Annotated in this window: 24 protein-coding genes and 2 pseudogenes; 9 read left to right on the top strand and 17 right to left on the bottom strand. The window is 71.6% G+C overall.

Features of this window, described 5'->3' with window-relative positions; genetic code table 11:
• Positions 1-239 precede the first annotated feature (239 nt).
• Both EJ357_RS48625 and EJ357_RS39015 read right to left on the bottom strand, forming a co-directional pair.
• Positions 240-1,220, bottom strand: a complete 981-nt coding sequence (locus EJ357_RS48625; protein WP_175647224.1) for a hypothetical protein — start codon at positions 1,218-1,220, stop codon at positions 240-242.
• Positions 1,221-1,453: 233 nt separating this feature from the next.
• Positions 1,454-2,170, bottom strand: coding sequence for an ANTAR domain-containing response regulator (locus EJ357_RS39015; RefSeq protein ID WP_126396356.1), 717 nt, complete (start codon positions 2,168-2,170; stop codon positions 1,454-1,456).
• 121 nt (positions 2,171-2,291) lie between these two features.
• On the opposite strand from EJ357_RS39015, the gene EJ357_RS39010 reads away from it, so the two are divergent.
• Complete coding sequence (locus tag EJ357_RS39010) at positions 2,292-3,401, top strand: PAS domain-containing protein (RefSeq protein WP_126396355.1); 1,110 nt, start codon at positions 2,292-2,294, stop codon at positions 3,399-3,401.
• 105 nt (positions 3,402-3,506) lie between these two features.
• Here the strand turns inward: EJ357_RS39010 and EJ357_RS39005 are convergent, their stop codons facing one another.
• The gene (locus EJ357_RS39005; RefSeq protein WP_126396354.1) at positions 3,507-4,298 is read right to left on the bottom strand and encodes an RNA polymerase sigma factor SigF; all 792 of its coding nucleotides are present in this window, start codon (positions 4,296-4,298) and stop codon (positions 3,507-3,509) included.
• A 194-nt stretch (positions 4,299-4,492) separates the two neighbouring features.
• Positions 4,493-4,624 (bottom strand): hypothetical protein, encoded by a 132-nt coding sequence (locus tag EJ357_RS50330; protein WP_267132824.1) that lies wholly within the window; start codon positions 4,622-4,624, stop codon positions 4,493-4,495.
• Positions 4,625-4,757: 133 nt separating this feature from the next.
• Between EJ357_RS50330 and EJ357_RS39000 the strand changes: the two genes are divergently transcribed.
• From EJ357_RS39000 to EJ357_RS38980, 5 genes and pseudogenes are all read left to right on the top strand, one after another.
• Positions 4,758-5,156, top strand: coding sequence for a DUF2795 domain-containing protein (locus EJ357_RS39000; RefSeq protein ID WP_126396353.1), 399 nt, complete (start codon positions 4,758-4,760; stop codon positions 5,154-5,156).
• Positions 5,157-5,247: 91 nt separating this feature from the next.
• Positions 5,248-5,349: pseudogene (locus EJ357_RS38995) on the top strand (CBS domain-containing protein); the annotation flags it as partial.
• A 14-nt stretch (positions 5,350-5,363) separates the two neighbouring features.
• Entirely contained in the window at positions 5,364-6,017 is a 654-nt protein-coding gene (locus tag EJ357_RS38990; RefSeq protein WP_126396352.1) for a diguanylate cyclase, read from the top strand.
• Positions 6,018-6,023: 6 nt separating this feature from the next.
• The gene (locus EJ357_RS38985) at positions 6,024-6,584 is read left to right on the top strand and encodes a type 1 glutamine amidotransferase domain-containing protein (protein ID WP_126396351.1); all 561 of its coding nucleotides are present in this window, start codon (positions 6,024-6,026) and stop codon (positions 6,582-6,584) included.
• Positions 6,584-8,677, top strand: a complete 2,094-nt coding sequence (locus EJ357_RS38980) for a catalase (RefSeq protein ID WP_126396350.1) — start codon at positions 6,584-6,586, stop codon at positions 8,675-8,677. The genes EJ357_RS38985 and EJ357_RS38980 overlap by 1 nt, the downstream gene beginning before the upstream one ends.
• 110 nt (positions 8,678-8,787) lie before the next feature.
• On the opposite strand, the gene EJ357_RS38975 is transcribed toward EJ357_RS38980, so the two are convergent.
• The 3 genes from EJ357_RS38975 to EJ357_RS38965 form a co-directional block, all read right to left on the bottom strand.
• Positions 8,788-9,054: a DUF6158 family protein gene (locus EJ357_RS38975; RefSeq protein WP_126400599.1), complete on the bottom strand. Its 267-nt coding sequence runs from the start codon at positions 9,052-9,054 to the stop codon at positions 8,788-8,790.
• 341 nt (positions 9,055-9,395) lie between these two features.
• Complete coding sequence (locus tag EJ357_RS38970; protein ID WP_126396349.1) at positions 9,396-11,015, bottom strand: ABC-F family ATP-binding cassette domain-containing protein; 1,620 nt, start codon at positions 11,013-11,015, stop codon at positions 9,396-9,398.
• 94 nt (positions 11,016-11,109) lie between these two features.
• On the bottom strand, positions 11,110-11,769 hold the full coding sequence (locus EJ357_RS38965; RefSeq protein ID WP_126396348.1) for a histidine phosphatase family protein: 660 nt from the start codon (positions 11,767-11,769) through the stop codon (positions 11,110-11,112).
• Positions 11,770-11,841: 72 nt separating this feature from the next.
• Here EJ357_RS38965 and EJ357_RS38960 point away from each other — a divergent pair, with 72 nt between their 5' ends.
• The 3 genes from EJ357_RS38960 (at position 11,842) to EJ357_RS38950 (ending at position 14,434) form a co-directional block, all read left to right on the top strand.
• Positions 11,842-13,335 (top strand): bifunctional phosphatase PAP2/diacylglycerol kinase family protein, encoded by a 1,494-nt coding sequence (locus tag EJ357_RS38960; protein WP_126396347.1) that lies wholly within the window; start codon positions 11,842-11,844, stop codon positions 13,333-13,335.
• Positions 13,336-13,399: 64 nt separating this feature from the next.
• Positions 13,400-14,221, top strand: a complete 822-nt coding sequence (locus tag EJ357_RS38955; protein WP_126396346.1) for a class I SAM-dependent methyltransferase — start codon at positions 13,400-13,402, stop codon at positions 14,219-14,221.
• Positions 14,222-14,263: 42 nt separating this feature from the next.
• Entirely contained in the window at positions 14,264-14,434 is a 171-nt protein-coding gene (locus EJ357_RS38950) for a hydrophobic protein (protein ID WP_126396345.1), read from the top strand.
• 24 nt (positions 14,435-14,458) lie between these two features.
• On the opposite strand, the gene EJ357_RS38945 is transcribed toward EJ357_RS38950, so the two are convergent.
• The 10 genes and pseudogenes from EJ357_RS38945 to EJ357_RS38900 all read right to left on the bottom strand — a co-directional run.
• Positions 14,459-14,800: a gas vesicle protein K gene (locus tag EJ357_RS38945; RefSeq protein ID WP_126396344.1), complete on the bottom strand. Its 342-nt coding sequence runs from the start codon at positions 14,798-14,800 to the stop codon at positions 14,459-14,461.
• On the bottom strand, positions 14,797-14,985 hold the full coding sequence (locus EJ357_RS38940; RefSeq protein WP_030953078.1) for a gas vesicle protein: 189 nt from the start codon (positions 14,983-14,985) through the stop codon (positions 14,797-14,799). Before EJ357_RS38940 ends, EJ357_RS38945 begins: the two co-directional genes overlap by 4 nt.
• Complete coding sequence (locus tag EJ357_RS38935) at positions 14,982-15,794, bottom strand: GvpL/GvpF family gas vesicle protein (protein ID WP_126396343.1); 813 nt, start codon at positions 15,792-15,794, stop codon at positions 14,982-14,984. The genes EJ357_RS38940 and EJ357_RS38935 overlap by 4 nt, the downstream gene beginning before the upstream one ends.
• On the bottom strand, positions 15,791-16,117 hold the full coding sequence (locus EJ357_RS38930; RefSeq protein ID WP_126396342.1) for a gas vesicle protein: 327 nt from the start codon (positions 16,115-16,117) through the stop codon (positions 15,791-15,793). The genes EJ357_RS38935 and EJ357_RS38930 overlap by 4 nt, the downstream gene beginning before the upstream one ends.
• Positions 16,114-17,220 (bottom strand): SRPBCC family protein, encoded by a 1,107-nt coding sequence (locus EJ357_RS38925; RefSeq protein WP_126396341.1) that lies wholly within the window; start codon positions 17,218-17,220, stop codon positions 16,114-16,116. Before EJ357_RS38925 ends, EJ357_RS38930 begins: the two co-directional genes overlap by 4 nt.
• Positions 17,217-17,945: a DNA primase gene (locus EJ357_RS38920; RefSeq protein WP_126400596.1), complete on the bottom strand. Its 729-nt coding sequence runs from the start codon at positions 17,943-17,945 to the stop codon at positions 17,217-17,219. Before EJ357_RS38920 ends, EJ357_RS38925 begins: the two co-directional genes overlap by 4 nt.
• Positions 17,945-18,205: a gas vesicle protein GvpG gene (locus EJ357_RS38915; RefSeq protein WP_126396340.1), complete on the bottom strand. Its 261-nt coding sequence runs from the start codon at positions 18,203-18,205 to the stop codon at positions 17,945-17,947. Before EJ357_RS38915 ends, EJ357_RS38920 begins: the two co-directional genes overlap by 1 nt.
• Before the next feature lie 10 nt (positions 18,206-18,215).
• Positions 18,216-18,986: a GvpL/GvpF family gas vesicle protein gene (locus EJ357_RS38910; RefSeq protein ID WP_126396339.1), complete on the bottom strand. Its 771-nt coding sequence runs from the start codon at positions 18,984-18,986 to the stop codon at positions 18,216-18,218.
• Positions 18,983-19,414 (bottom strand): gas vesicle structural protein GvpA, encoded by a 432-nt coding sequence (locus EJ357_RS38905; RefSeq protein WP_126396338.1) that lies wholly within the window; start codon positions 19,412-19,414, stop codon positions 18,983-18,985. The genes EJ357_RS38910 and EJ357_RS38905 overlap by 4 nt, the downstream gene beginning before the upstream one ends.
• 52 nt (positions 19,415-19,466) lie before the next feature.
• Positions 19,467-19,733 (bottom strand): annotated as a pseudogene (locus EJ357_RS38900) (gas vesicle protein GvpO); the annotation flags it as partial.
• Positions 19,734-19,815: the final 82 nt, after the last annotated feature.

Here is a 19,815-nt window from a genome sequence, read left to right as displayed (position 1 = left end):
GGTTCGTCGTGGTCGGGTGCTCCGTGCGGGTCGGTGTGCCGTGCCGCGAGTGGCGCGGGCTCTGAGGTTCCTACGGTGCGGGGGCCGCACGGTGTGCCGTGTGCTCCTCGCGCTCTGCGTACCCATCGTCGCGCGACGCCATGGGCGCCCGCCCGGGTTTCGCCCGGCGCGATGTCGGCGGGCGCGGTGCCGGACGTCCCGGGTCGACGGGCGGTCGGGCGGACGCGTGGCCGTGAGGATCAGTCCTCCGAGGCGGGCTTCTTGCGGCGCAGCCGGTACACCGCGCCGCCCAGGGAACCCGCGATCAGGACGCCGCCGGCGACGAGGGCGGGCACGGAGTCGGTGAAGGCGCCGCCCGCACCGGCCCGCACACCCTGCCGCGCGGCCGCGTCGTCGCAGTCTTCCGAGTGTCCCTCACCCTCGTCCCAGAGGGCCCCGGTCTCCTCCGCGTAGGGCTCGGTCAGATGGGGCGCGGACCCGTCCGGACGGGACTCGGCGCAGGAGCGACGGTTGCCGGAGCCGGTGTCGGGGCCGATGCCGGCGTCGGCGTCGGCGTCGGCGTCGGGGCCGGTTTCAGTGCCGGTGCCTGTGTCGTCCGCGCCACCCTCGGTGCCCTCCTCACCGGCCTCGCCGCCGTCCGTACCTCCCTGAGAGCCTTCTTCCACGCCCCCCTCGCCACCAGCGCCCTCCTCGCCGCCGTCCTCGCCGCCGACGCCGTCCTTGCCGCCCCCGGCGCCGTCCTTGCCGCCCCCGGCGCCGTCCTTGCCGCCACCACCGCTGTCCTTGCCGCCACCGCTGTCGCGGGTCACCGTGAACGTCGCGCTCCACGGCTTGCTCTCGCCGCCGGAGGCCGCCGGGCAGGTTCCGTCGACCGTCGACGCGGAGTCGGATCCGACCGCGTCCGAGTCACCCTCGAGGTTCTCGGCCGGGGGGACACGTGCGGTGCCGCTGTAGGCGGCCCCCGCCGCCTTCTCCTCGTTGCCCGGGACCCGCTTCAGCTGGACGGTGCCCTCCTCGAACGCCTGCGAGGTGGCGTCGATGGTGGGGGGCGCGTTCCCCTCGATGGGGTCGCAGGAGACGGACACGGTGACGCTCCCGCCCGGGGAGACGGTGCCGGGGCTGACCTCCGCGGCCGGGTCCGCCAGGGCGGCCGAGGCGGCGAAACCCAGGACGACACCGATCAGAGCGGCGACGGACAGGGCACGGGCGGTGCGGCGCATGGGGTGGACTCCTTCGGCCGACGGCTGCGGGGGTACGGCGTTCGTGCCCCCGCAGCCATGACAGCCCGCCCGGCGCCCGGGCGCGCGCGGCCGGACACCATTCGCGGGACGGGGGCGGCCGAGCGGGTGACGCCGGGAGGCATGCCGAGTCGCCCCGGCGAGTTGGGTTTCCAAACCCTGGGCGGCAGCGGGCATGTCCACCCCAAGCCCGCTGTTCCACCCCACCCCACCTGTCAGTTCAGCAACGCCGCCAAGTCCCGCTCCAGGCCCCGCCCCCGCCTGCTGACGACGCCGGACGCGACATCCGCCAGCTTGCGGTTGGTGCCCTGGGAGATGCGGCGCAGTACACCGAAGGCGGCGTCGGCGTCGCAGCCGAGGACGTGCATGACGATGCCGCACGCCTGGTCGACTACGGGCCGCGAGCGCAGGGCGGTGCCGAGGTGGCCGAGCTCGGTGAGCGCGGCACGGTAGGAGCGGTCGCGGACCAGGCAGCTCGCGGCGAGGTCGCCGAGGGCCTGCACGGGCCCGTGCGAGGTGTTCTCCAGGGCGCCCGGCCGGAAGCTGTAGAGACTGAGCGTCACCGTGAGCCCGGAGCGGCGGAACGGCAGCGTGACGCTGGAGCGCACACCCGAGTCGAGCGCCATGGCGCGGTACTCGGGCCAGCGCTCGTCGCGCAGCAGGTCGGCCGAGTCGACGGGCTCGCCACGTTCCAGCGCGTCCGGAATGGGCCCGTCCCCGGAGCGCAGTTGCACGGCGACGAGTCCGGCGAGGTCGGGATGGGTGACGGCGGCGGGCCGTTCGGTTCCCGCCTCGCTCACCATGCTGCTCGCTCCGCAGCAGTCAGCGGTGCAGCGCACGGCCTGTTCGACCAACTCGGACAGCCTGCGCCCGGGAAGGGCGGCTTCAGGGGATTCGTCACCCCAGCGATCCACTTGTTCATGAGCGGGCATTCTCAACTCCTCCTCTTTTGTGCGCGTGCCCCGTCCCGGCCGGGGAAAACAACGGGCGAACAGAGCAGGCCAGTTGCTCCTCAGTGCCCCGAAACGCCTTGTCACCAGCTAGGTTCATCCCATGGCGCAGACGGACGAATTCGGTGAGGAGCTCGTGGACTTCGTGCGCCGCGTCGCGGAGCTCAAGGCGGCGCGATCCGTGTCGGAGGGGGATCTGCCGACCGTCCTCGACGCGGCCATCTTCGAACTCGACCACGTCGCCGACCAGTTGTGGCCTTGGTACGAGCGGCTGTCCTCGGGCGGACAGCCCCGTACGACGTCCGCCGACCGCCAGGAACAGCACCTGCTGCGCGCGGTCTTCCAGCGGTTTCCGCTGCCGGTGGCGCTGGTGGACCGGGAGACGGTGGTGCGCCGGCTGAACTTCGCGGCGACGTCCTTCACGGGCGTCCGGGCGGGCTATGCGACGGGCCGCCCGCTGACCGGTTTCCTCGCCCACGCCGACCGGGTGGCGTTCCGTTCCCAGGCCGCGGCGGTGGCCCGCGGCGAGGGCGACCGCAGCCTCACCGTGCACCTCCAGCAGCATCCGTCCGCACCGGTCCACGCCACCCTGGCCGCCGTACGCCCGAACGGCGAGCCGCACACCACGGTCCTGGTGGTGCTGCAGTCCGGCGGACCGGCCCCGGCCGCCACGCCGACGGCCCAGGTTCCCGACCTCACCGAGACGACCCGGCACGCGGCCCTGACGGACCTCCAGGACGAGATGACCACGGCCCTGCTCAGTGCGCCGCGCGGCGACCGCGAGGCCGTCGTCCGACAGGCGGCCAAGGTCCTGCACGGCCGTTTCGCCGACTGGGTGATCGCCGACACGGGCACCTTGCGGTTGTCCCGTACGGCGGTGCTGGCCCCCTCGCAGAAGGAGGCGGCCGCGCTCACGGAACAGGACCCGGCCACCTGCCCCCTGGTCACGGAGACCACCCGCACCGGATCCCCGTCCCTCCAGGTACGCCCCGAGGACCCGGACGCCTTCGGCAGGAACACGGAGGGCGCACCCGTCCTCGTACAGGCGAACGTCACATCACTGCTGTGCGTGCCCCTGACGTCCGACGGCACGGTACAGGGCGTACTCACCCTCTTCCGGTGCGGTGCCCGCCCGCCGTTCTCCATGGCAGAGGCGAAGGCCATGGACACCATGTCCCGCCACATGACACTCGCGGTGACGGCAACACCCTGAAGGGGCGCGGGCTGCGTCGACAGCGGCTCCGCCGCGTGAGCGCGACCGGCCACAACGGACCGGCACCGCGCAGGCAGCCCGCACCCCTACGGCGAAACCCGCCCGTCAGGCCACGTCACTGAGCACTTGTTCCCGCACCCGACTGCAGCACCGGCTGATCAGCCGAGACACATGCATCTGCGAGATTCCCAACTGCTCGGCGATCCGGCTCTGGGTCATGTCCCCGAAGAACCGCATGTACAGAATCGCCCGCTCACGCTCGGGCAGCGCGGCAAGCCGTGGCTTGACGGCCTCACGGTCGACGACCGTGTCCAGCGCCGGGTCGGCGGAGCCCAGCGCGTCGCTCAGCGAATACCCGTCATCGCTGCCGGGCAGCTCCGCGTCCAGCGACAGGGCGGTGAAACTCTCCAGCGCCTCGAGGCCGGTGCGCACGTCGGCCTCGGTCATGTCGGCGTGCTCGGCGATCTCGGCGGCGGTCGGCCTGCGGCCGGAGACGGTCTGCAGGTCCTGGACGGCGAACCGGACCCGGTTGCGCAGGTCCTGCACCCGGCGCGGCACGTGCAGCGTCCACATGTGGTCGCGGAAGTGCCGCTTGATCTCGCCGGTGATGGTGGGCACGGCATAGCTCTCGAACGCGTTGCCGCGCTCGGGGTCGTATCGGTCGACGGCCTTGACCAGCCCGAGGGCGGCGACCTGCCGCAGATCCTCGAAGCTCTCGCCGCGGCTGCGGAACCGTCCGGCGAGCCGGTCGGCCATGGGCAGCCACGATTCGACGATCCGGTCTCGGACGGTGTCGCGCTGCTGCCCGTCGGGCAGCGCGGCGAGCCTGCGGAAGTCCTCCGCGGTGTCGGGGGCGTCGTCGTGCGGGTGGTGCTTCGCGCTCACTGAAGTGGGCATGGTGCGTCGCAACTCCCTTGAAGGGTGCTCTGGGTTGGACGGTCACCGCGGGAGTTGGGGGCGCGTACCGGAACCGGACACACCCATGGCGGGGAAAACCCGCTCCCACGGACGTGCCTCCTGTCCGAAGCACTGGTGGTTCGCCTGCCCCCCTGCCCGCGCCGCAAACACCGTGCGGGCGGACCGACCGCTCCTCAGCGCCCGAGCGCCGCCCCCTCCGGCCCGTCGTCGTCCTGTTCCTTCGGCAGGAGCAGTTCCTCGTAGCGGCCCAGGGCCAGCACCGCGCCGAGCATGAGAAGCGGGAGGAGCACAGCGATCAGTGCCATGGGACCGGTCCTTCCCCGGAACGTGCGTGGGGGGTGGTGAACGCCGGGTCACCCGGGTTCCGGGGTGCAAACCCTGTGTCGGCCCCCTGTCATCGGGTACGCGGAGCGCAGCCCCGAAGATCTGGAGGGAGTCATGCAGCGAGGCAGTGACCGGCTGAGCGTTCACCGTGACGACGAGATGAAGCACGAACTGCAGGGTCTGCTGCGGTCCGGGCACCCCACGCGGACCGAGGAGTGGCACGACCCCGAGCCGTCCGCGGAGGACGACCCGCAGGTCGCGGGCGGGCCGGTGGCACCGGGGACGTCGGCGTCCATGGAGGCGGTCCGGCTCGAACTGGCGCGGATCCTGCGCCGCGGTACCTTCCCGGCGAGCCCCCGGGAGCTGATCGGTGAGCTGCGCCGCGGGTACGCGCCCGACGCCCTTGTCGAGTCGCTGGAGCGCCTGCCGCGTTCCACGCGCTACGCCAACGTCCAGGAACTGGCCGAGGACCTGACCGGGGCCGGGCGGTCCGCCCGGCGAAGGAACGTGTGAAGGGCTCGGCCGGGCGGGTACCGCGGGCGACATCGCACCGACGCGTCCGTGGCACCCGCACCGGCCGGGTGAGGCAGGAGGGCCGACAACGATGGCTGAGCTCATGAGGGACGTGATGACTGCGGGCGTGGTCGCCGTCCGCCCCGACGCCTCGCTCGTCGAGGCGGCGCGGCCCATGCGCACCCAGGGCATCCTCGGTGATCCGGCGTGAGCCGCGACCAGGCCGCCGAGATCAGCGCCCACGGTGTCACCGTCGACGTCGGCGACGCCACGGCCCGCTATCTGCTGTACGGGCTCCTGCCGAGCTGGTTCGTACCGGGCGTGGCCGACTGGTGGATGCACCGGCGGACCCGGATCGAGGAGACGACCGGCACCAAGGAGTCACTCATCCACGCGCTGATGATGACCGAGGTCGGCATCCCCATCGCGCTGACCCTGCGCTACGAGGTCAATCCGCTGCTGCTGACCGTGCAGCTGGGCGCGGCCGCGACGCACGAGGCGACCGCGTTGTGGGACGTGCGCACGGCCGTCCACAGCGACCGCGAGGTCAAGCCCGTCGAGCAGCACATCCACAGCTTTCTGGAGTCGCTGCCCTTCGGCGGGCTGGCCTCACTGATGTGTCTGCACGCCGACCAGGTGGCGTCCCTGCTGCGTGGCGGGCGCGGCGACCCCGACGCGTGGCGTCTGGTACCGCGCCGGCCGCCGCTGTCCCGCGGCTACCTGGCGGGCATCGCGGCCGCGGTCGGCACCTGCGTCCTGCTGCCCTACGGCGAGGAACTGCTGCGGTGCGTGCGCACGGCCCGGCGGGACAGGAAGCGCGCGAAGGACGAAGCCCGCTTGGGGACCACGAAAGGACTTTGAGGAATCATGCGTATCGCTTTTCTGACCGCCCCCGAAGGCGTCGAGCAGGTCGAGCTCACCGATCCCTGGCGGGCGGCGGTGGACGCCGGCCACGAGCCGGTGCTCGTGTCCACGAAGCCCGGCACGATCCAGGCGTTCCACCATCTCGACAAGGCGGACAAGTTCCCGGTGCAGGAGGTCGTGGGCGAGACGTCGGCGGACTCCTTCGGCGCGCTGGTGCTGCCCGGTGGCGTCGCCAACCCGGACTACCTGCGGACGAACCGCAAGGCCGTCTCGTTCGTGCGGGACTTCTTCGAGCAGGGCAGGCCGGTCGCCGCGATCTGCCATGCCGCGTGGACGCTGGTGGAGGCGGACGTCGTACGCGGCCGGGTGCTGACGTCCTGGCCCAGTGTGCAAACCGACATCCGCAACGCGGGCGGCACATGGGTCGACGAGCAGGTACGAATCTGCGACCACGGCCCGAACAAGCTGGTCACCAGTCGTAAGCCGGACGATCTGAAGGCTTTCTGCGAGACGTTCCTAGAGGTGTTCGCCCGGGAGTCCAGGAAGCCCAAGGAGGCCGTCTGATGGGGGACCGCAAGCAGGAGCAACGGGAGGCCTTCCGCGCGGACGACCCGGCCGCCGGGCCGCTCACCACCGACCAGGGCGTGGAGGTCGACCACACCGACGACTCGCTGGCCGCCGGCGAACGCGGGCCGACGCTGATGGAGGACTTCCACTTCCGGGAGAAGCTCACCCACTTCGACCACGAGCGGATCCCGGAACGGGTGGTGCACGCGCGGGGCGCGGGGGCGTACGGCTTCTTCGAACCGTACGAGTCCTGCGCGGAGTTCACGCGCGCCGCCTTTCTCCAGGACCCGTCCGTGCGGACGCCGGTCTTCGTGCGGTTCTCCACCGTGCAGGGGCCGCGCGGCTCGGCCGACACCGTGCGGGACGTGCGCGGCTTCGCGACCAAGTTCTATACGTCGGAGGGCAATTACGACCTGGTCGGGAACAACTTCCCGGTCTTCTTCATCCAGGACGGCATCAAGTTCCCCGACTTCGTGCACGCGGTGAAGCCGGAGCCGCACAACGACATTCCGACGGGTGCCTCCGCGCACGACACGCTCTGGGACTTCGTCTCGCTCCAGCCGGAGACCCTGCACGCGATCATGTGGCTGATGTCGGACCGGGCGATCCCGCGCAGCTACCGCATGATGCAGGGCTTCGGCGTGCACACCTTCCGGTTCGTGAACGCGGTCGGGAAGGGCACGTTCGTGAAGTTCCACTGGAGGCCGAAGCTGGGCGTGCACTCGCTGGTGTGGGACGAGGCGCAGGAGTGCCAGGGCCGTGACCCGGACTTCAACCGGCGGGACCTGTGGGACGCCATCGAGGCGGGCGAGTACCCCGAGTGGGAGCTCGGCGTCCAGCTCGTGGCGGAGGAGGACGAGTTCGCCTTCGACTTCGATCTGCTCGACGCCACGAAGATCATTCCCGAGGAGCAGGTGCCGGTACGACCGGTCGGCCGCATGGTGCTGAACCGCAACCCGGAGAATTTCTTCGCCGAGACCGAGCAAGTCGCCTTCCACACGGCGAACGTCGTCCCCGGTGTCGACTTCACCAACGACCCGCTGCTCCAGGCCCGCAACTTCTCCTACCTGGACACACAGTTGATCCGGCTCGGCGGCCCCAACTTCGCCCAGCTGCCGGTGAACCGGCCCGTGGCCCCCGTACGCACGAATCAACGCGACGGCTACCACCAGAGCGCGCTGCACAGCGGCACGAACTACTTCCCGAACTCCCTCGGCGGCGGCTGCCCCGCGCACGCCGGCGCCGGAGCAAACGCGTACACGCATTACGCCGAGCGCGTCGACGGTGCCAAGATCCGGCGCCGCAGCCCGAGTTTCGAGGACCACTACACCCAGCCCGCGATGTTCTGGAACAGCATGGCGGACTGGGAGAAGCGGCACATCGTCGCGGCCTTCCGGTTCGAGCTCGGCAAGGTCGGCACGATGGCCGTGCGGGCCCGGACGGTCGAGCGTCTCGCCAAGGTCAACGGCGACCTGGCCGCCCAGGTGGCGCGCGGAGTCGGGGTACCGGAGCCGTCGGGGACGGAGGCGGCGGACAAGCTCTCCTCCCCCGCGCTGAGCCTGGAATCCCTGGGCGGCGACGGCTCGGTCCGCACCCGGCAGATCGCCGTTCTCGTCGCCGACGGTGTCGACACCGCGCAGGTCACGTCGGTGCGTGAGTCACTGGCCGCCCAGGGCGCGATCGTCGAGGCCCTGGCGCCCACGGACGGTTCGGTGACGGGCGCCGACGGTGACCGGTTCGCGGTCGACCGGGCCCTGCCGACCGTCGCCTCCGTGCTCTACGACGCCGTGCTGCTGCCCGGCGGGCCCGTGGGCACCCCGGCCACGGCCGCGGACCCGGACGCGATGCGCTTCGTCCGGGACGCCTACCGGCACGGCAAGCCCGTCGGCGCGCTCGGGTCCGGGGTGGGCGTCCTGTCCGCCCTGGAGCCGGAGGGCGTACGGCTGTCCGCCGAGTTCCACCACACGGTGGCCGACCAGGGAGTGGTGACGGACACCTCACCGGGCCCGGCGAGCGATGACTTCCTGCACGCCTTCATCGCCGCGCTGTCGGCCCACCGGCACTGGGGGCGGCCGCCGGTGCGGCGCTGAGGTCGCGGGGGCTGGGCCGGGGCCGAGGGCCGGTTGAAGGTGCAGCGGGTTCCGCCCCGCGCGAGCGCAGGCTGCCGCCCCGCCCCGCCCACCCTGCCCGACCGCTCAGGTCATGCCGGGCTGCCCGTGGAGCGGTCTCGGGCGCCCTCGCGGGTACGGCCCGAGGCCACGGTGCGGCGCGGGTTGCGGCGGAGGTATTCGCCCTCCAGTTGCGCCATGCGTTCGTTGTGGGCCCGCAGCGCGTCGTTCGAGCCGTAGAGAAGCGTGTCGTGGCGCGTCCGGTGGATGGTCTCCAGCTCCTTCATGAGCTGCTGGTCGTCCAGCCGGCCGGGGTCGACTCCGGTCATGGTGCTGCCCCGCTCGTCGTGGTCGGTCATGCGGTCCGGGTACCCGCCCGTCGAGCGGGAAAGAGCCATGGATCTCGCCTTCCTGCATCCACTGTACGAACAGCCCGGCACCTGGCGACTTGGACCGCACCTCCGAGCCGCACAGCGCCGCGGGGGCGGTTTCCCTCGCCCCCGCCGCCCCTACCCGTCCCGTCCCTGGGGGCTGCCGCCCCCAGACCCCCGCTTCGGCCCTAAGGGCCTCGTCCTCAAACGCCGGACGGGCTGAAATTGCCTGGCCCGGCGAAATCCAGCCCCTCCGGCGTTTGAGGAGCAGGGTCTGGGGCGGAGCCCCAGAAGGACGGGAAGGGTAGGGGCGGCGGGGGCGAGAAAACCTACCGCGCCCGCTCCACCCTCCGCTCGTCCCACACCGGCTCCGGCGTCTCGCGGACCTTCCCGTCACTGCCGAAGACCAGGTACCGGTCGAAGGAACGCGCGAACCAGCGGTCGTGGGTGACCGCAAGCACCGTGCCCTCGAACGCCTCCAGCCCTTCCTGGAGCGCCTCGGCGGATTCCAGGTCGAGGTTGTCCGTCGGCTCGTCGAGGAGCAGCGCCGTGACGCCCTCCAGCTCCAGCAGGAGGATCTGGAAGCGGGCCTGCTGGCCACCGGAGAGCCGGTCGAACGTCTGCTCGGCCTGCTGGGTGAGCTCGTAGCGGCGCAGACGGGACATCGCCGCGCCCCGGTCCTGGGCGTGCTCCTTCCACAGAATGTCGAGGAGCGTGCGCCCGACCAGCTCGGGGTGCGCGTGCGTCTGCGCGAAGTGACCGGGCACCACGCGCGCGCCCAGCTTCCACGCCCCCGTGTGCGCCACGTCCTCCCCCGCCAGCAGCCGCAGGAAGTGCGACTTGCCGGAGCCGTTGGAGCCGAGGACGGCGACACGTTCGCCGTAGAAGACCTCCAGGGAGAACGGCTTCATCAGACCCGTGAGCTCCAGCCCCTCGCAGGTGACGGCCCGCACCCCGGTACGGCCGCCCTTCAGCCGCATCCGGATGTCCTGCTCGCGCGGCGGCTCCGGCGGCGGTCCGGCCTCCTCGTACTTGCGCAGCCGGGTCTGGGCGGCGCGGTAGCGGGAGGCCATGTCGGGGCTGTTCTCGGCTGCCTGACGGAGTGTCAGCACCAGCTTCTTCAGCTGGGCGTGCTTCTCGTCCCAGCGCTTGCGCAACTCCTCGAAGCGGGCGAAGCGGGCCTGCCTGGCCTCGTGGTAGGTGGCGAAACCGCCGCCGTGCACCCAGGCGTCCGCACCGGCGGGGGAAGGCTCCACCGACACGATCTTCTCGGCGGCACGGGCGAGGAGTTCTCGGTCGTGGGAGACGAAGAGGACCGTCTTGCGGGTCTCCTTCAGCCGCTCCTCCAGCCAGCGCTTGCCGGGCACGTCGAGGTAGTTGTCCGGCTCGTCGAGCAGCAGCACCTCGTCGGTGCCGCGCAGCAGCGCCTCCAGCACCAGCCGCTTCTGCTCGCCGCCCGACAGGGTGCGCACCTGCCGCCATTGCGCCTTGTCGTACGGCACCCCGAGCGCCGCGGTCGTGCACATGTCCCACAGCGTCTCGGCCTCGTAGCCACGCGCCTCGGCCCAGTCGGCGAGCGCCTGCGCGTACTTCAGCTGGGCGGCCTCGTCGTCGACGGTCATGATGGCGTGCTCGGCGGCGTCGACGGCCTTGGCGGCCTCGCGGACACGGGGCGGCGCGACCGACACGAGCAGGTCACGTACGGTCGTCTCGTCCCGTACGGACCCCACGAACTGCCGCATCACGCCGAGACCGCCGCTGACGGTGACGGTGCCGCCGTGCGGTTTCAGCTCCCCGGAGATCAGCCGCAGCAGGGTCGTCTTCCCGGCACCATTGGGCCCGACCAGCGCCACGACGGCCCCTTCCCCCACCCGGAAGGACACGTCGCCGAGCAACGCCCTCCCGTCGGGGAGGTAGTACTCGAGGTGCGCGGCTTCCAGATGTCCCATGGGGCCGCATTCTGCGGGCTGCCGCGGAGCCCGGGCAAACCCTTATCCCGGGACCGGCCCCCACTGGACCCGCACCCGGCGGCAAAGCCGCACCCTACGGCGCGTCCCCGACGACGGGCCACCCCGCGGGCCCGCCCTCGCCCGCGGGAGCCACGACCGCCCCGGCCCACGTCAGCGCCTTCCAGCCATCCGCAGGCGACCCTTCGAGGATCACCACTCCCGTGTTCTCCAGCGGATGCGCCGCGGCGAACGGGACGTCGACATTGGCCGCCCTGGCCGCCGTCCACACACGGATCGCGGCACCGTGGCTGACCATGGCGACGGCCCGAGCGCCGCTGTCCACGGCCTCCGCCACCACCGCGTCGTACCGCGCCAGCGCCTCCGCGCCGCTCTCACCGCCCGGCATCCGCAGCTCCGTGTCGCCGGCCGCCCAGGCGAACGCGGTCTTCATGTAGAGCGCGCCCTGCTCGGTGTCACCGGGCAGCATCTCCAGGGCGCCGGCGGACAGCTCGCGGATGCCGTCGCGCACGATCACGTCGAGGCCGCGGGCGGCGGCCAGCGGGGCCGCGGTGCGCTGGGTGCGGGTCAGGGTGGAGACGTAGATCGCCTCGATGTCCTCGTCGGCGAGGGCCTCGGGGAGGGCGGCGGCCTGCCGTTCGCCGAGGTCGGTCAGGCCCGGGCCGGGGACGGCCGTGTCGAGCAGGTGGTGCAGGTTCGACGGGGTCTGGCCGTGGCGTATGAGGAGCAGGCGCATGGAGAGGTTCCTTCGTGTGTCGGTCGCCGTCGGCCGGACAGCAATCGGCCACATCAGGGTACCCAGGCCTGTATGAGCCCAGACGTCGACCTCACCGTCCCCAAGCCCGGCCGGCACGCCCTGCGCGACCGGCTCCTCGCCCTCGACTCCCGGCTGTTCGAGTTCGCCGCCGAGCAGCACTGGCCGTATGCCGAGCGGGTGCTGCCCCGGCTGAGCCGGAGCGCGAACCACGGGGTGCTGTGGTTCGCGGTGGCCGCCGCCATCGCCGCCGGCCGCACGCCACGGGGCCGTCGGGCAGCGGCGCGCGGCCTCGCCTCGCTGAGCCTGGCCTCGCTGACCATCAACACGCTCGGCAAGCGGTCGGTACGTCGCCCCCGGCCCGTCCTGGACCCCGTACCGCTGGTCCGGCAGCTGAAGCGGCAGCCGATCACCACCTCGTTCCCGTCCGGGCACGCCGCGTCGGCGGCCGCGTTCGCGACCGGTGTCGCCCTGGAGTCGCCCACGTGGGGCCTGGTCGTGGCCCCGATCGCCTGGTCGGTCGCGCTGTCCCGGGTGTACACGGGCGTCCACTTCCCGAGCGATGTGCTGGCGGGCGCGGCCCTGGGCGCCGGTGCCGCGTTCGCCGTACGGGGCATGGTGCCCACGCGTGACCGGCTGGTCCCGCCGGCCCGGCCGCGTACCGACGTGCCGGCGCTGCCGGACGGGGACGGCCTGGTCGTGGTGGCCAACAAGGGGTCGGGCACCTCCGACCGGGTGCACGCCCTGCTGGACTCGCTGCCGCGTGCCGAGGTCGTCGAGTGCGAACCGGACGACACCCGCGCCGAGTTGCGCAGGGCGGCGGCCCGGGCCCGGGTGCTCGGCGTGTGCGGCGGCGACGGCACGGTGAACGCGGCCGCCGAGGTGGCCCTGCGGCACGGCCTGCCCCTCGCGGTGCTGCCCGGCGGCACCCTGAACCACTTCGCGCAGGACCTGGGCGTGGAGGACGAACGCGATCTGAGCCGGGCCGTCCAGCGCGGCCAGGCCGTACGCGTGGACGTGGGCCGGTTCACCTGCGACGGACGGCAGGGCCTGTTCCTCAACACCTGCAGCCTGGGCGTGTATCCGGAACTCGTGCGCAGGCGGGACCACTTCTCGCCCCGCATCGGCGCCTGGCCGGCCGGAGTGCTGGCGGCCCTGCGCGTGCTGCGCGCCGAACGCCACCCCCTGCACGCCGAAGTCGCGGGCCGCAGCCACCCGTTGTGGCTGCTGTTCGCCGGGAACGGCACCTACCACCGGGTGGGTCTCGCCCCCGCCCGGCGCCTTGACCTCGCGGACGGCGTGCTCGACGTGCGGGTCGTGCACGGCGGCCGCCGCCCCGCCCTGCGCCTCCTCGCGGCCGCCCTCGCGGGCCCGCTGACCCGCTCGCCGGCCCACGCGGCCGTCCAGGTGGCCCGGCTGCGCCTGTCGGGGGTCACACCGGGCGCGCTCCTCGCGTACGACGGCGAAGTCACCGAGGTGGGGGGCGAGGTGACGCTGGAGAAGCTGCCGGAGGCGCTGACGGTCTACCGCCCGCTGCCCGGAACCTGATCACCCCAGTCCATATAGCAATACACAGGTCTCAGCATTCGACATGCGCGCGTACCTTGTAGGCATGTCGAAACCACGGGACACCGCCGTCTACACGCACGGACACCACGAGTCCGTGCTGCGTTCGCACACCTGGCGCACCGCAGCCAACTCCGCGGCCTACCTGCTCGGTTCACTGAAGCCGCACATGCGGATCCTGGACGTCGGCTGCGGCCCGGGCACGATCACCGCCGACCTGGCGGCCCTGGTCCCCGACGGGCACGTCACCGGTGTCGACCGGGCGCCGGAGATCCTGGAGCAGGCCCGGGACACGGCCGCCGGACGCGGCCTGGCGAACGTCGAGTTCGCGGTCGCGGACGTGCACGCCCTGGACTTCCCGGACGACACGTTCTGCGTCGTCCACGCCCACCAGGTGCTGCAGCACGTCGGTGATCCGGTGGCCGCCCTGCGCGAGATGCGACGGGTGACCAGGCCGGGCGGCCTCATCGCGGTGCGCGACTCCGACTACGCGGCCATGACCTGGTATCCGGCGTCCCGAGGGATGGACGACTGGCTGGACCTGTACCGCCGGGTCGCCCGCGCCAACGGCGGCGAGCCGGACGCCGGGCGCCGGCTGAAGTCCTGGGCGCTGCGCGCGGGGCTCACCGACATCACGGCCACGTCGAGCACCTGGACCTTCTCCGCCCCGGACGAGCGGGCCTGGTGGAGCGGTCTGTGGGCGGACCGGACGCTGGCCTCGGCGTATGCCGAGCGGGCCACGCAGGGCGGGCACGCGAGCCCGGAGCAGCTGCGGGCCGTGTCGGAGGCCTGGCGGGAATGGGGGCGGCGCGAGGACGGCTGGTTCAGCGTGCTGCACGGAGAGATTCTGTGCCGTAAGGACGCCTGAATCTCCGAATTCGGGTAACTCGGAGTGCAGGAGGTTCACATTATGGTTCCCATCCTGCTTGTCCTGCTCCTTGCACTGCTTCTCTTCGGTGCTGGATTCGCAGTCGAGCTGCTTTGGTATATCGCGATCGCAGTGCTTGTTCTGTGGTTGCTGGGATTCCTGCTGCGCGGCACCACCGCGGCCGGGAGCAGGGGCCGCTGGTACCGGTGGTAAATCGGTCCCGGTACCGGCGATGACTCACTCCCGGGGAAGCAGCGGCCCGAGCGGCCCGAGGTCCAGATTCAGGTCCTCGGGCCGCAGGCCGTAGCGCTCGCGCAGCTCGGTCATGCGCTCGTCGAGCAGCATCAGCGTGAGACCGATCCGCTCCTCCTGCTCCTCGCTCAGGCCGCCCTCGTCGAAGCGGCGCAGCGCCTGGCGTTCCATGAGCTGGCGCAGCAACTCCACGACCGTCAGGACGAGTTTCACCAGGTCGCGTTCGACGGTGTCGGGTTCGAGGTCGAGCCGGGCGCGTGGCGACGTACCTCGTCGCGACGCATCTTGGTGCGAAGTACCTCGTGAAGCACCTCGTTGTGACGTCACGTCAACTCCCCCCAGGGCGACGGGACCTGCTCGTTGACCGAGCTGATCAGCGCGTTCAGGTCGATGCGGACGAGGTCGACGTCGGCGATGCGCAGGGTGATGTCCCCCGTGACGACGACGCCGCCGGCGAGCAGCCGGTCGAGCAGGTCCACGAGAGCGACCTCACGGCGTTCGACGACGGTCACGGCTCCACCTCCGGCTCCTCCGCGAACTCCCCGGTGAAGGAATAGGCCGCCCAGGGTCCGGTGAGTTCCACCCGAATACCCGGGGCATCGTCTTTCTCGCGGTCCACGAGTTCCACGAACTCCTCGGAATCCGCGCGCGGCACCAGATAGGCGGCGTTGAGCACATTCTGCCCGGAGGCCCCGGAAAGCGCGGCGTTCTGCGGGGCGTGCAGGCGGGAATCCTCGGCAAAGGCGGAGAGCTTCTCGTGCAGTCGGCCGGCGAATGCGGCGGCTTTCTGCCAGATGTCCTCGCGGGCCCGTGTCTGCATACGGCGCTGCCGCAGATAGTCACGACCGGACACCGCGTCACGGCCGGACACCGCGTCGCCCCCCACCCGTCCGGCGCCCGCGGAGTCCGCGGCTTCCGCCGCCTCCGGCTCGGCGTACACCTTGACGCCCCACTCCACCTGCCCCTCCAGCCGGTCGAGCACGCGCCGGAAGGCCTCCTCGCGGGCCTCGATCATGGTCCGTACGCCGCTGTCGTCCCGGAAGACGGTGGCGAGCCGCAGCGGCAGCGGGGTCGTGACGACGGTGAGCGCGTCGATGACCTGCTGGTGGGCGCGGGCCGTGGCGGTGAGCCAGTCCAGGTCCTCGAGGTGGGCGCGGAGCGGTTCCTCGGCGAAGTCGGCCTCGGGCACCGTGCTGACGACGGCGATCAGGCCGTGGTGGGTGAGCTGCTTCGGCGGCGCTCCGGCGACCCCCGTCAGCTGGGCCTGGAGGGCGGAACGAAAGGGGCGGCAGACGGCGTAGACGTAGCGCAGTGCGGTCATGGGGCCTCCTCCTGCTCTCGGGCGGGCTCCAGCTGGGCCAGACGCTCACGCAACTCGGCGTTCTCCCTGGCGAGTTCCTTGCGGCGGGCACCGGAGGACAGCGCCGGGTCGTCCTCCCACCAGTCGATGCCCATCTCCTTCGCCTTGTCGACCGAGGCGACGATGAGACGCAGTTTTATGGTGAGGAGTTCGATGTCGAGCAGGTTGATCCGGATGTCGCCCGCGATGACAATGCCCTTGTCGAGCACCCTTTCCAGGATGTCCGCGAGGTTGGCGCTGCCACCCTGGGCGTAGGGCTCGGGCAACCGGCTCGGCATCGTCATCGTCGGCTCCCCCCACCGGCGTACTCGGCCTCGTCCTCAGGCTCGTCCTCGTACTCGTCCTCGTCCTCCTCCTCGTACGAGTCCTCGGGCTCCTCCTCGTCCCCTCGCTCCGCGTCCTCGCCCTCTTCGTCCTCCTCGTACTCGTCCTCGGGCTCCCGGTCCTCGGCGTACTCGCCGTTCTCGCCGTTCTCGCCGTTCTCCTCGTCTCCTTCGTACTCCTCCTCGTCCTCCTCCGCGACCGCGTCCTCATGGCTGCGGACGACCTCGCCGTCACGGATCTCGCCGCGCCAGCCGTCCTCGGCCTCTCCCTTGAGGGTGATGAAGCGGACGTAGTTCTTCAGGTCGAGGCGGACCCGGCGGCCCTGGGCGCGCCAGAGGTTGCCGGTCTTCTCGAACAGGCCCGCGGGGTAGTACTCGACGACCAGCAGAACGCGCGTGAGGCTGTCGTCGAGCCGGTGGAAGGAGACCACGCCCTTCGTGGTGCCCTTCGCGCCCTCCGACTTCCAGGCGATCCGGTCGTCCGCCACCTGCTCGGTGGTGTGCGCCTTCCAGCTGCGGTTGGACCAGAAGACCTTGAGCTGCCAGTCGGAGGTCGTGTCGTCGGCGCGGTTCGCGCTCTTCACGCCCTTCGCGAACGTGCTGAAGTCCTGGTACTGGGTCCACTGGTCGTACGCGGTGCGCAGCGGTACGCCGACGTCGACGTACTCCATGATGACGGTGGGCTTCTTGCCGGCCGCCCCCTTGCGCTTGCCCTTGCCGCCGCCGAGCTTCTTGAACGCGCCGACCACGCTGTCCTTGGCGTGCCCGGCACCGACCTCCAGCGCGCTGCGCAGCGGGCTCTTGCCGTCGGCGAGCTTGCGGCCGCCGTCGAGGGCGAGCTTGGCCAGGCCCGGGCTGCGGCCCTCGGCGATGTCGTTCAGCTTGAGGGTGGCCTCGCCGAGCTTGCGTCCCGCGCCGACCAGCAGCCGCTGGGTCTGGGCGGCGAGGTACTCCTGCAGTTCGGCCTTGAACCGGTCGGCGGCCTCGCTCTGGGCCACGCCGGAAAGTGGTTGCTTGGCGGCCCCGCCGGCGGCGGAGCTCGCGGATCCGAGCGTCTCGGTCATCGCTCGTCACCGCCCTTCGACTGGCTCGCCCGGCCGCCACGGGCGGATCCGCGAGCCGCGGCCGTCTTCCGGCCGGCCGACGTGCCTGACCCGCTCCGCTTCTGGGCCGCCTTCTTGGGCGCTGTCCGGCCGGCGGAGGTCTTCTTCGCCGCCGCCTTCTTCGTGGGGGCCTTCTTCGCCGTCTTCTTGGCGGTCTTCTGCGCCGAGCCCCGCTTCGCCGCCGCCTTCCGGGACGGCTCCTCGTCCTCGGCTTCCTCGGACTCCTCAGCTTCCTCGGTTGCCTCGGCCCCGTCAGCCTCCTCGGACTCCTCCGCCTCGTCGCGGTCGTCGTCCTCCGCGCGCGGCTCCTCGTCCTCGGTCTCCTCCTCGGCGTCCTCGTCCCGCCCGCCGAGATCCGGCGTCGGCACCGCGCCCGTCAGCTGCTCGCGCACCTCTTCGGTACGATCGTGCAGCCGATCGGAGAGCGCGTCGAGCTGGCGCTCGACCAGTGCGCCGGACGCCGCCTCGCCGACGCCGCGCAGGTCGTCGCGCAGCTGGTCACCGATCTCCTTGAACTGCGGGTTCTTCAGCAGCTGTTGGGACACCAGGTCCGCGACGGCCCGCGGGCTCAGGTGCATCCGCTTGCCCGCCACGACGCTGCCGACGGCCAACGCCAGTTTCAGTTTCCTCGTCCGTCCGAGGAAGTATCCGGCCCCTATGGCGAGGCCCAGTCCCACTCGGTTCATCATGCCGTCCCGTCGCTGTTCCCGTACCCTGCGCGCAGACCGATCTCCAGTCGGTCGAGAAGCTCGTCCTCACGACGGTCGAACTCCTCCTCGTCGATCTCGCCCGCGGTCAACTGCTCTTCCAGGGCCGCCAGTTCGGCCCGCACGGCGGCCGGGTCGTAGTAGATGCGTTCCGCCTCCTGCAGCACCTGTCTGATCACCCATCCGCTGCCGCGCACGGGGGCGAACGGCAGGAGCAGCACCTCTCCGATCAGTCCCACGGCCACCACCTCACTCCATCGCCGACCTGCCGCCGGGCGCGCTGTCCGCGGGCTCGGCCGGGCCGGGATCGACGAAGCTGTACGGCGGCAGCGGGCCGTTGACCCGCAGGTCGAGGTGTGGATGGCCCTCGCGGAGCTGGTCGACGGCGGTCAGGAACGTCTCGACCCCGTCGCGGGCGACCAGGAACGACACGTTGGCGAGCCAGCCCGTGGAGTCGGGGCCCACACTGACCGCGTCCGCGGCCGGTTCCAGGGTGTGCTGCACGTCGGTCGCGTCCTCGGCCTCCTGGGCCTTGACCGCGGCGACCACCATCTCGCCCAGCCGGAGCCGCTGCTCGTAGGTGCCGCCGCCGGCCTTCCGGTTGGCCTCGGTCATGGCCCGGATCTCCGGGTTCGAGGCCAGCACGTGGTGCAGCACGGCCTCCTCGGCGTGCGTGGCCTTCACGTTGTACTCGACCTTGCCGTCCAGGGCCGTGAGCCGCTCCCGGTAGTGCTCGGCGCGCTCGGCGAGGACGCTGGTGACCGTGTCGTCGTCGGGGGCGACGCTGCCGAACCGCATGGGCAGGACGCAGCCGGTCGCGCCCGCTTCGGCGAGCACGTTCGAGTGGGCGAGCAGTTCCCTGCGCTTGGGGCGCAGGTCTTCGGGAGCGTCGCTGACCAGGGCGGCCAGCTGCCCCTCCTTCAGGACACGCACGGGGCGCGGCGGCTCGCCCACACCGCCGACGTCCTTCGAAAGGGCGGGATGCGAGCTCGCGGTGATGCCGTACACGTACGTACTCACTCCTGCTCCTCCTTCCTGCGCGCCGTGGTGGACTTGCGGGTGCGCTGCCTGGGCCGCTCCTCCTCGCCGCCTTCGTCACGTGCCTGCTTGAAGGCGTCCGAGATGGTCTCGGCGGCGCCGGACAGGGCCCCCTTGGACTTGCCGCGCGCGCCGGACTCGGTGATCTCGCCGACCATTTCGGGCAGACCGGGGCTCTTGCGCGGCCCGGCCTCCAGGTCGAGCCGGTTGCACGCCTCGGCGAAGCGGAGATAGGTGTCGACGCTGGCGACGACGACACGGATGTCGATCTTCAGGATTTCGATGCCGACCAGGGAGACCCGTACGAATGCGTCAATGACGAGCCCCCTGTCGAGGACGAGTTCCAGAACGTCGTAGAGGCCACTGCTGCCGCCTCCACCGCCGGTCTGCTGTGCCGGGACAACGGTCATGCCTGGCCTTCCTCCTTGTCTCGCGACGGTGTGCCGGTCTCGGGCGGGCGGCCTAGCGGCCGCCGGGCCGATGTGCGTCAGAGCGCCCACGTTCGTAGCGGCGTACGCGCCGGTACCCCGTGAGCTGTCCTTGGGGGTCGAGATCGACCTGGTAGCTCGCCATCAGGCTCATCGTGTCGGGGACGCGGGACAGCTCCAGGACCTCTATCTCGAGCGTCCAGCCGTCCTCCGAGTGCTCGAAGGACGTCACTGTCTCCGCGCTCATGCCGGTGAGTTCGGCGAGCTGGCTCCGCGCCTGACGCAGGACCTCCATGGGGGTGGAGTGTTCGTCCGCCCCGCCTGCCTGCCGTCTGGATGTTTTCGGTGTTTTCTGTGAATCATTCATGGGCGCCACCCGCGCC

This window comes from Streptomyces cyaneochromogenes (assembly GCF_003963535.1).
Taxonomy (GTDB): Bacteria; Actinomycetota; Actinomycetes; order Streptomycetales; family Streptomycetaceae; genus Streptomyces; species Streptomyces shaanxiensis.
Note: the sequence above shows the minus strand (reverse complement) of the source record. Positions and strands in the feature narration are given on the sequence as shown.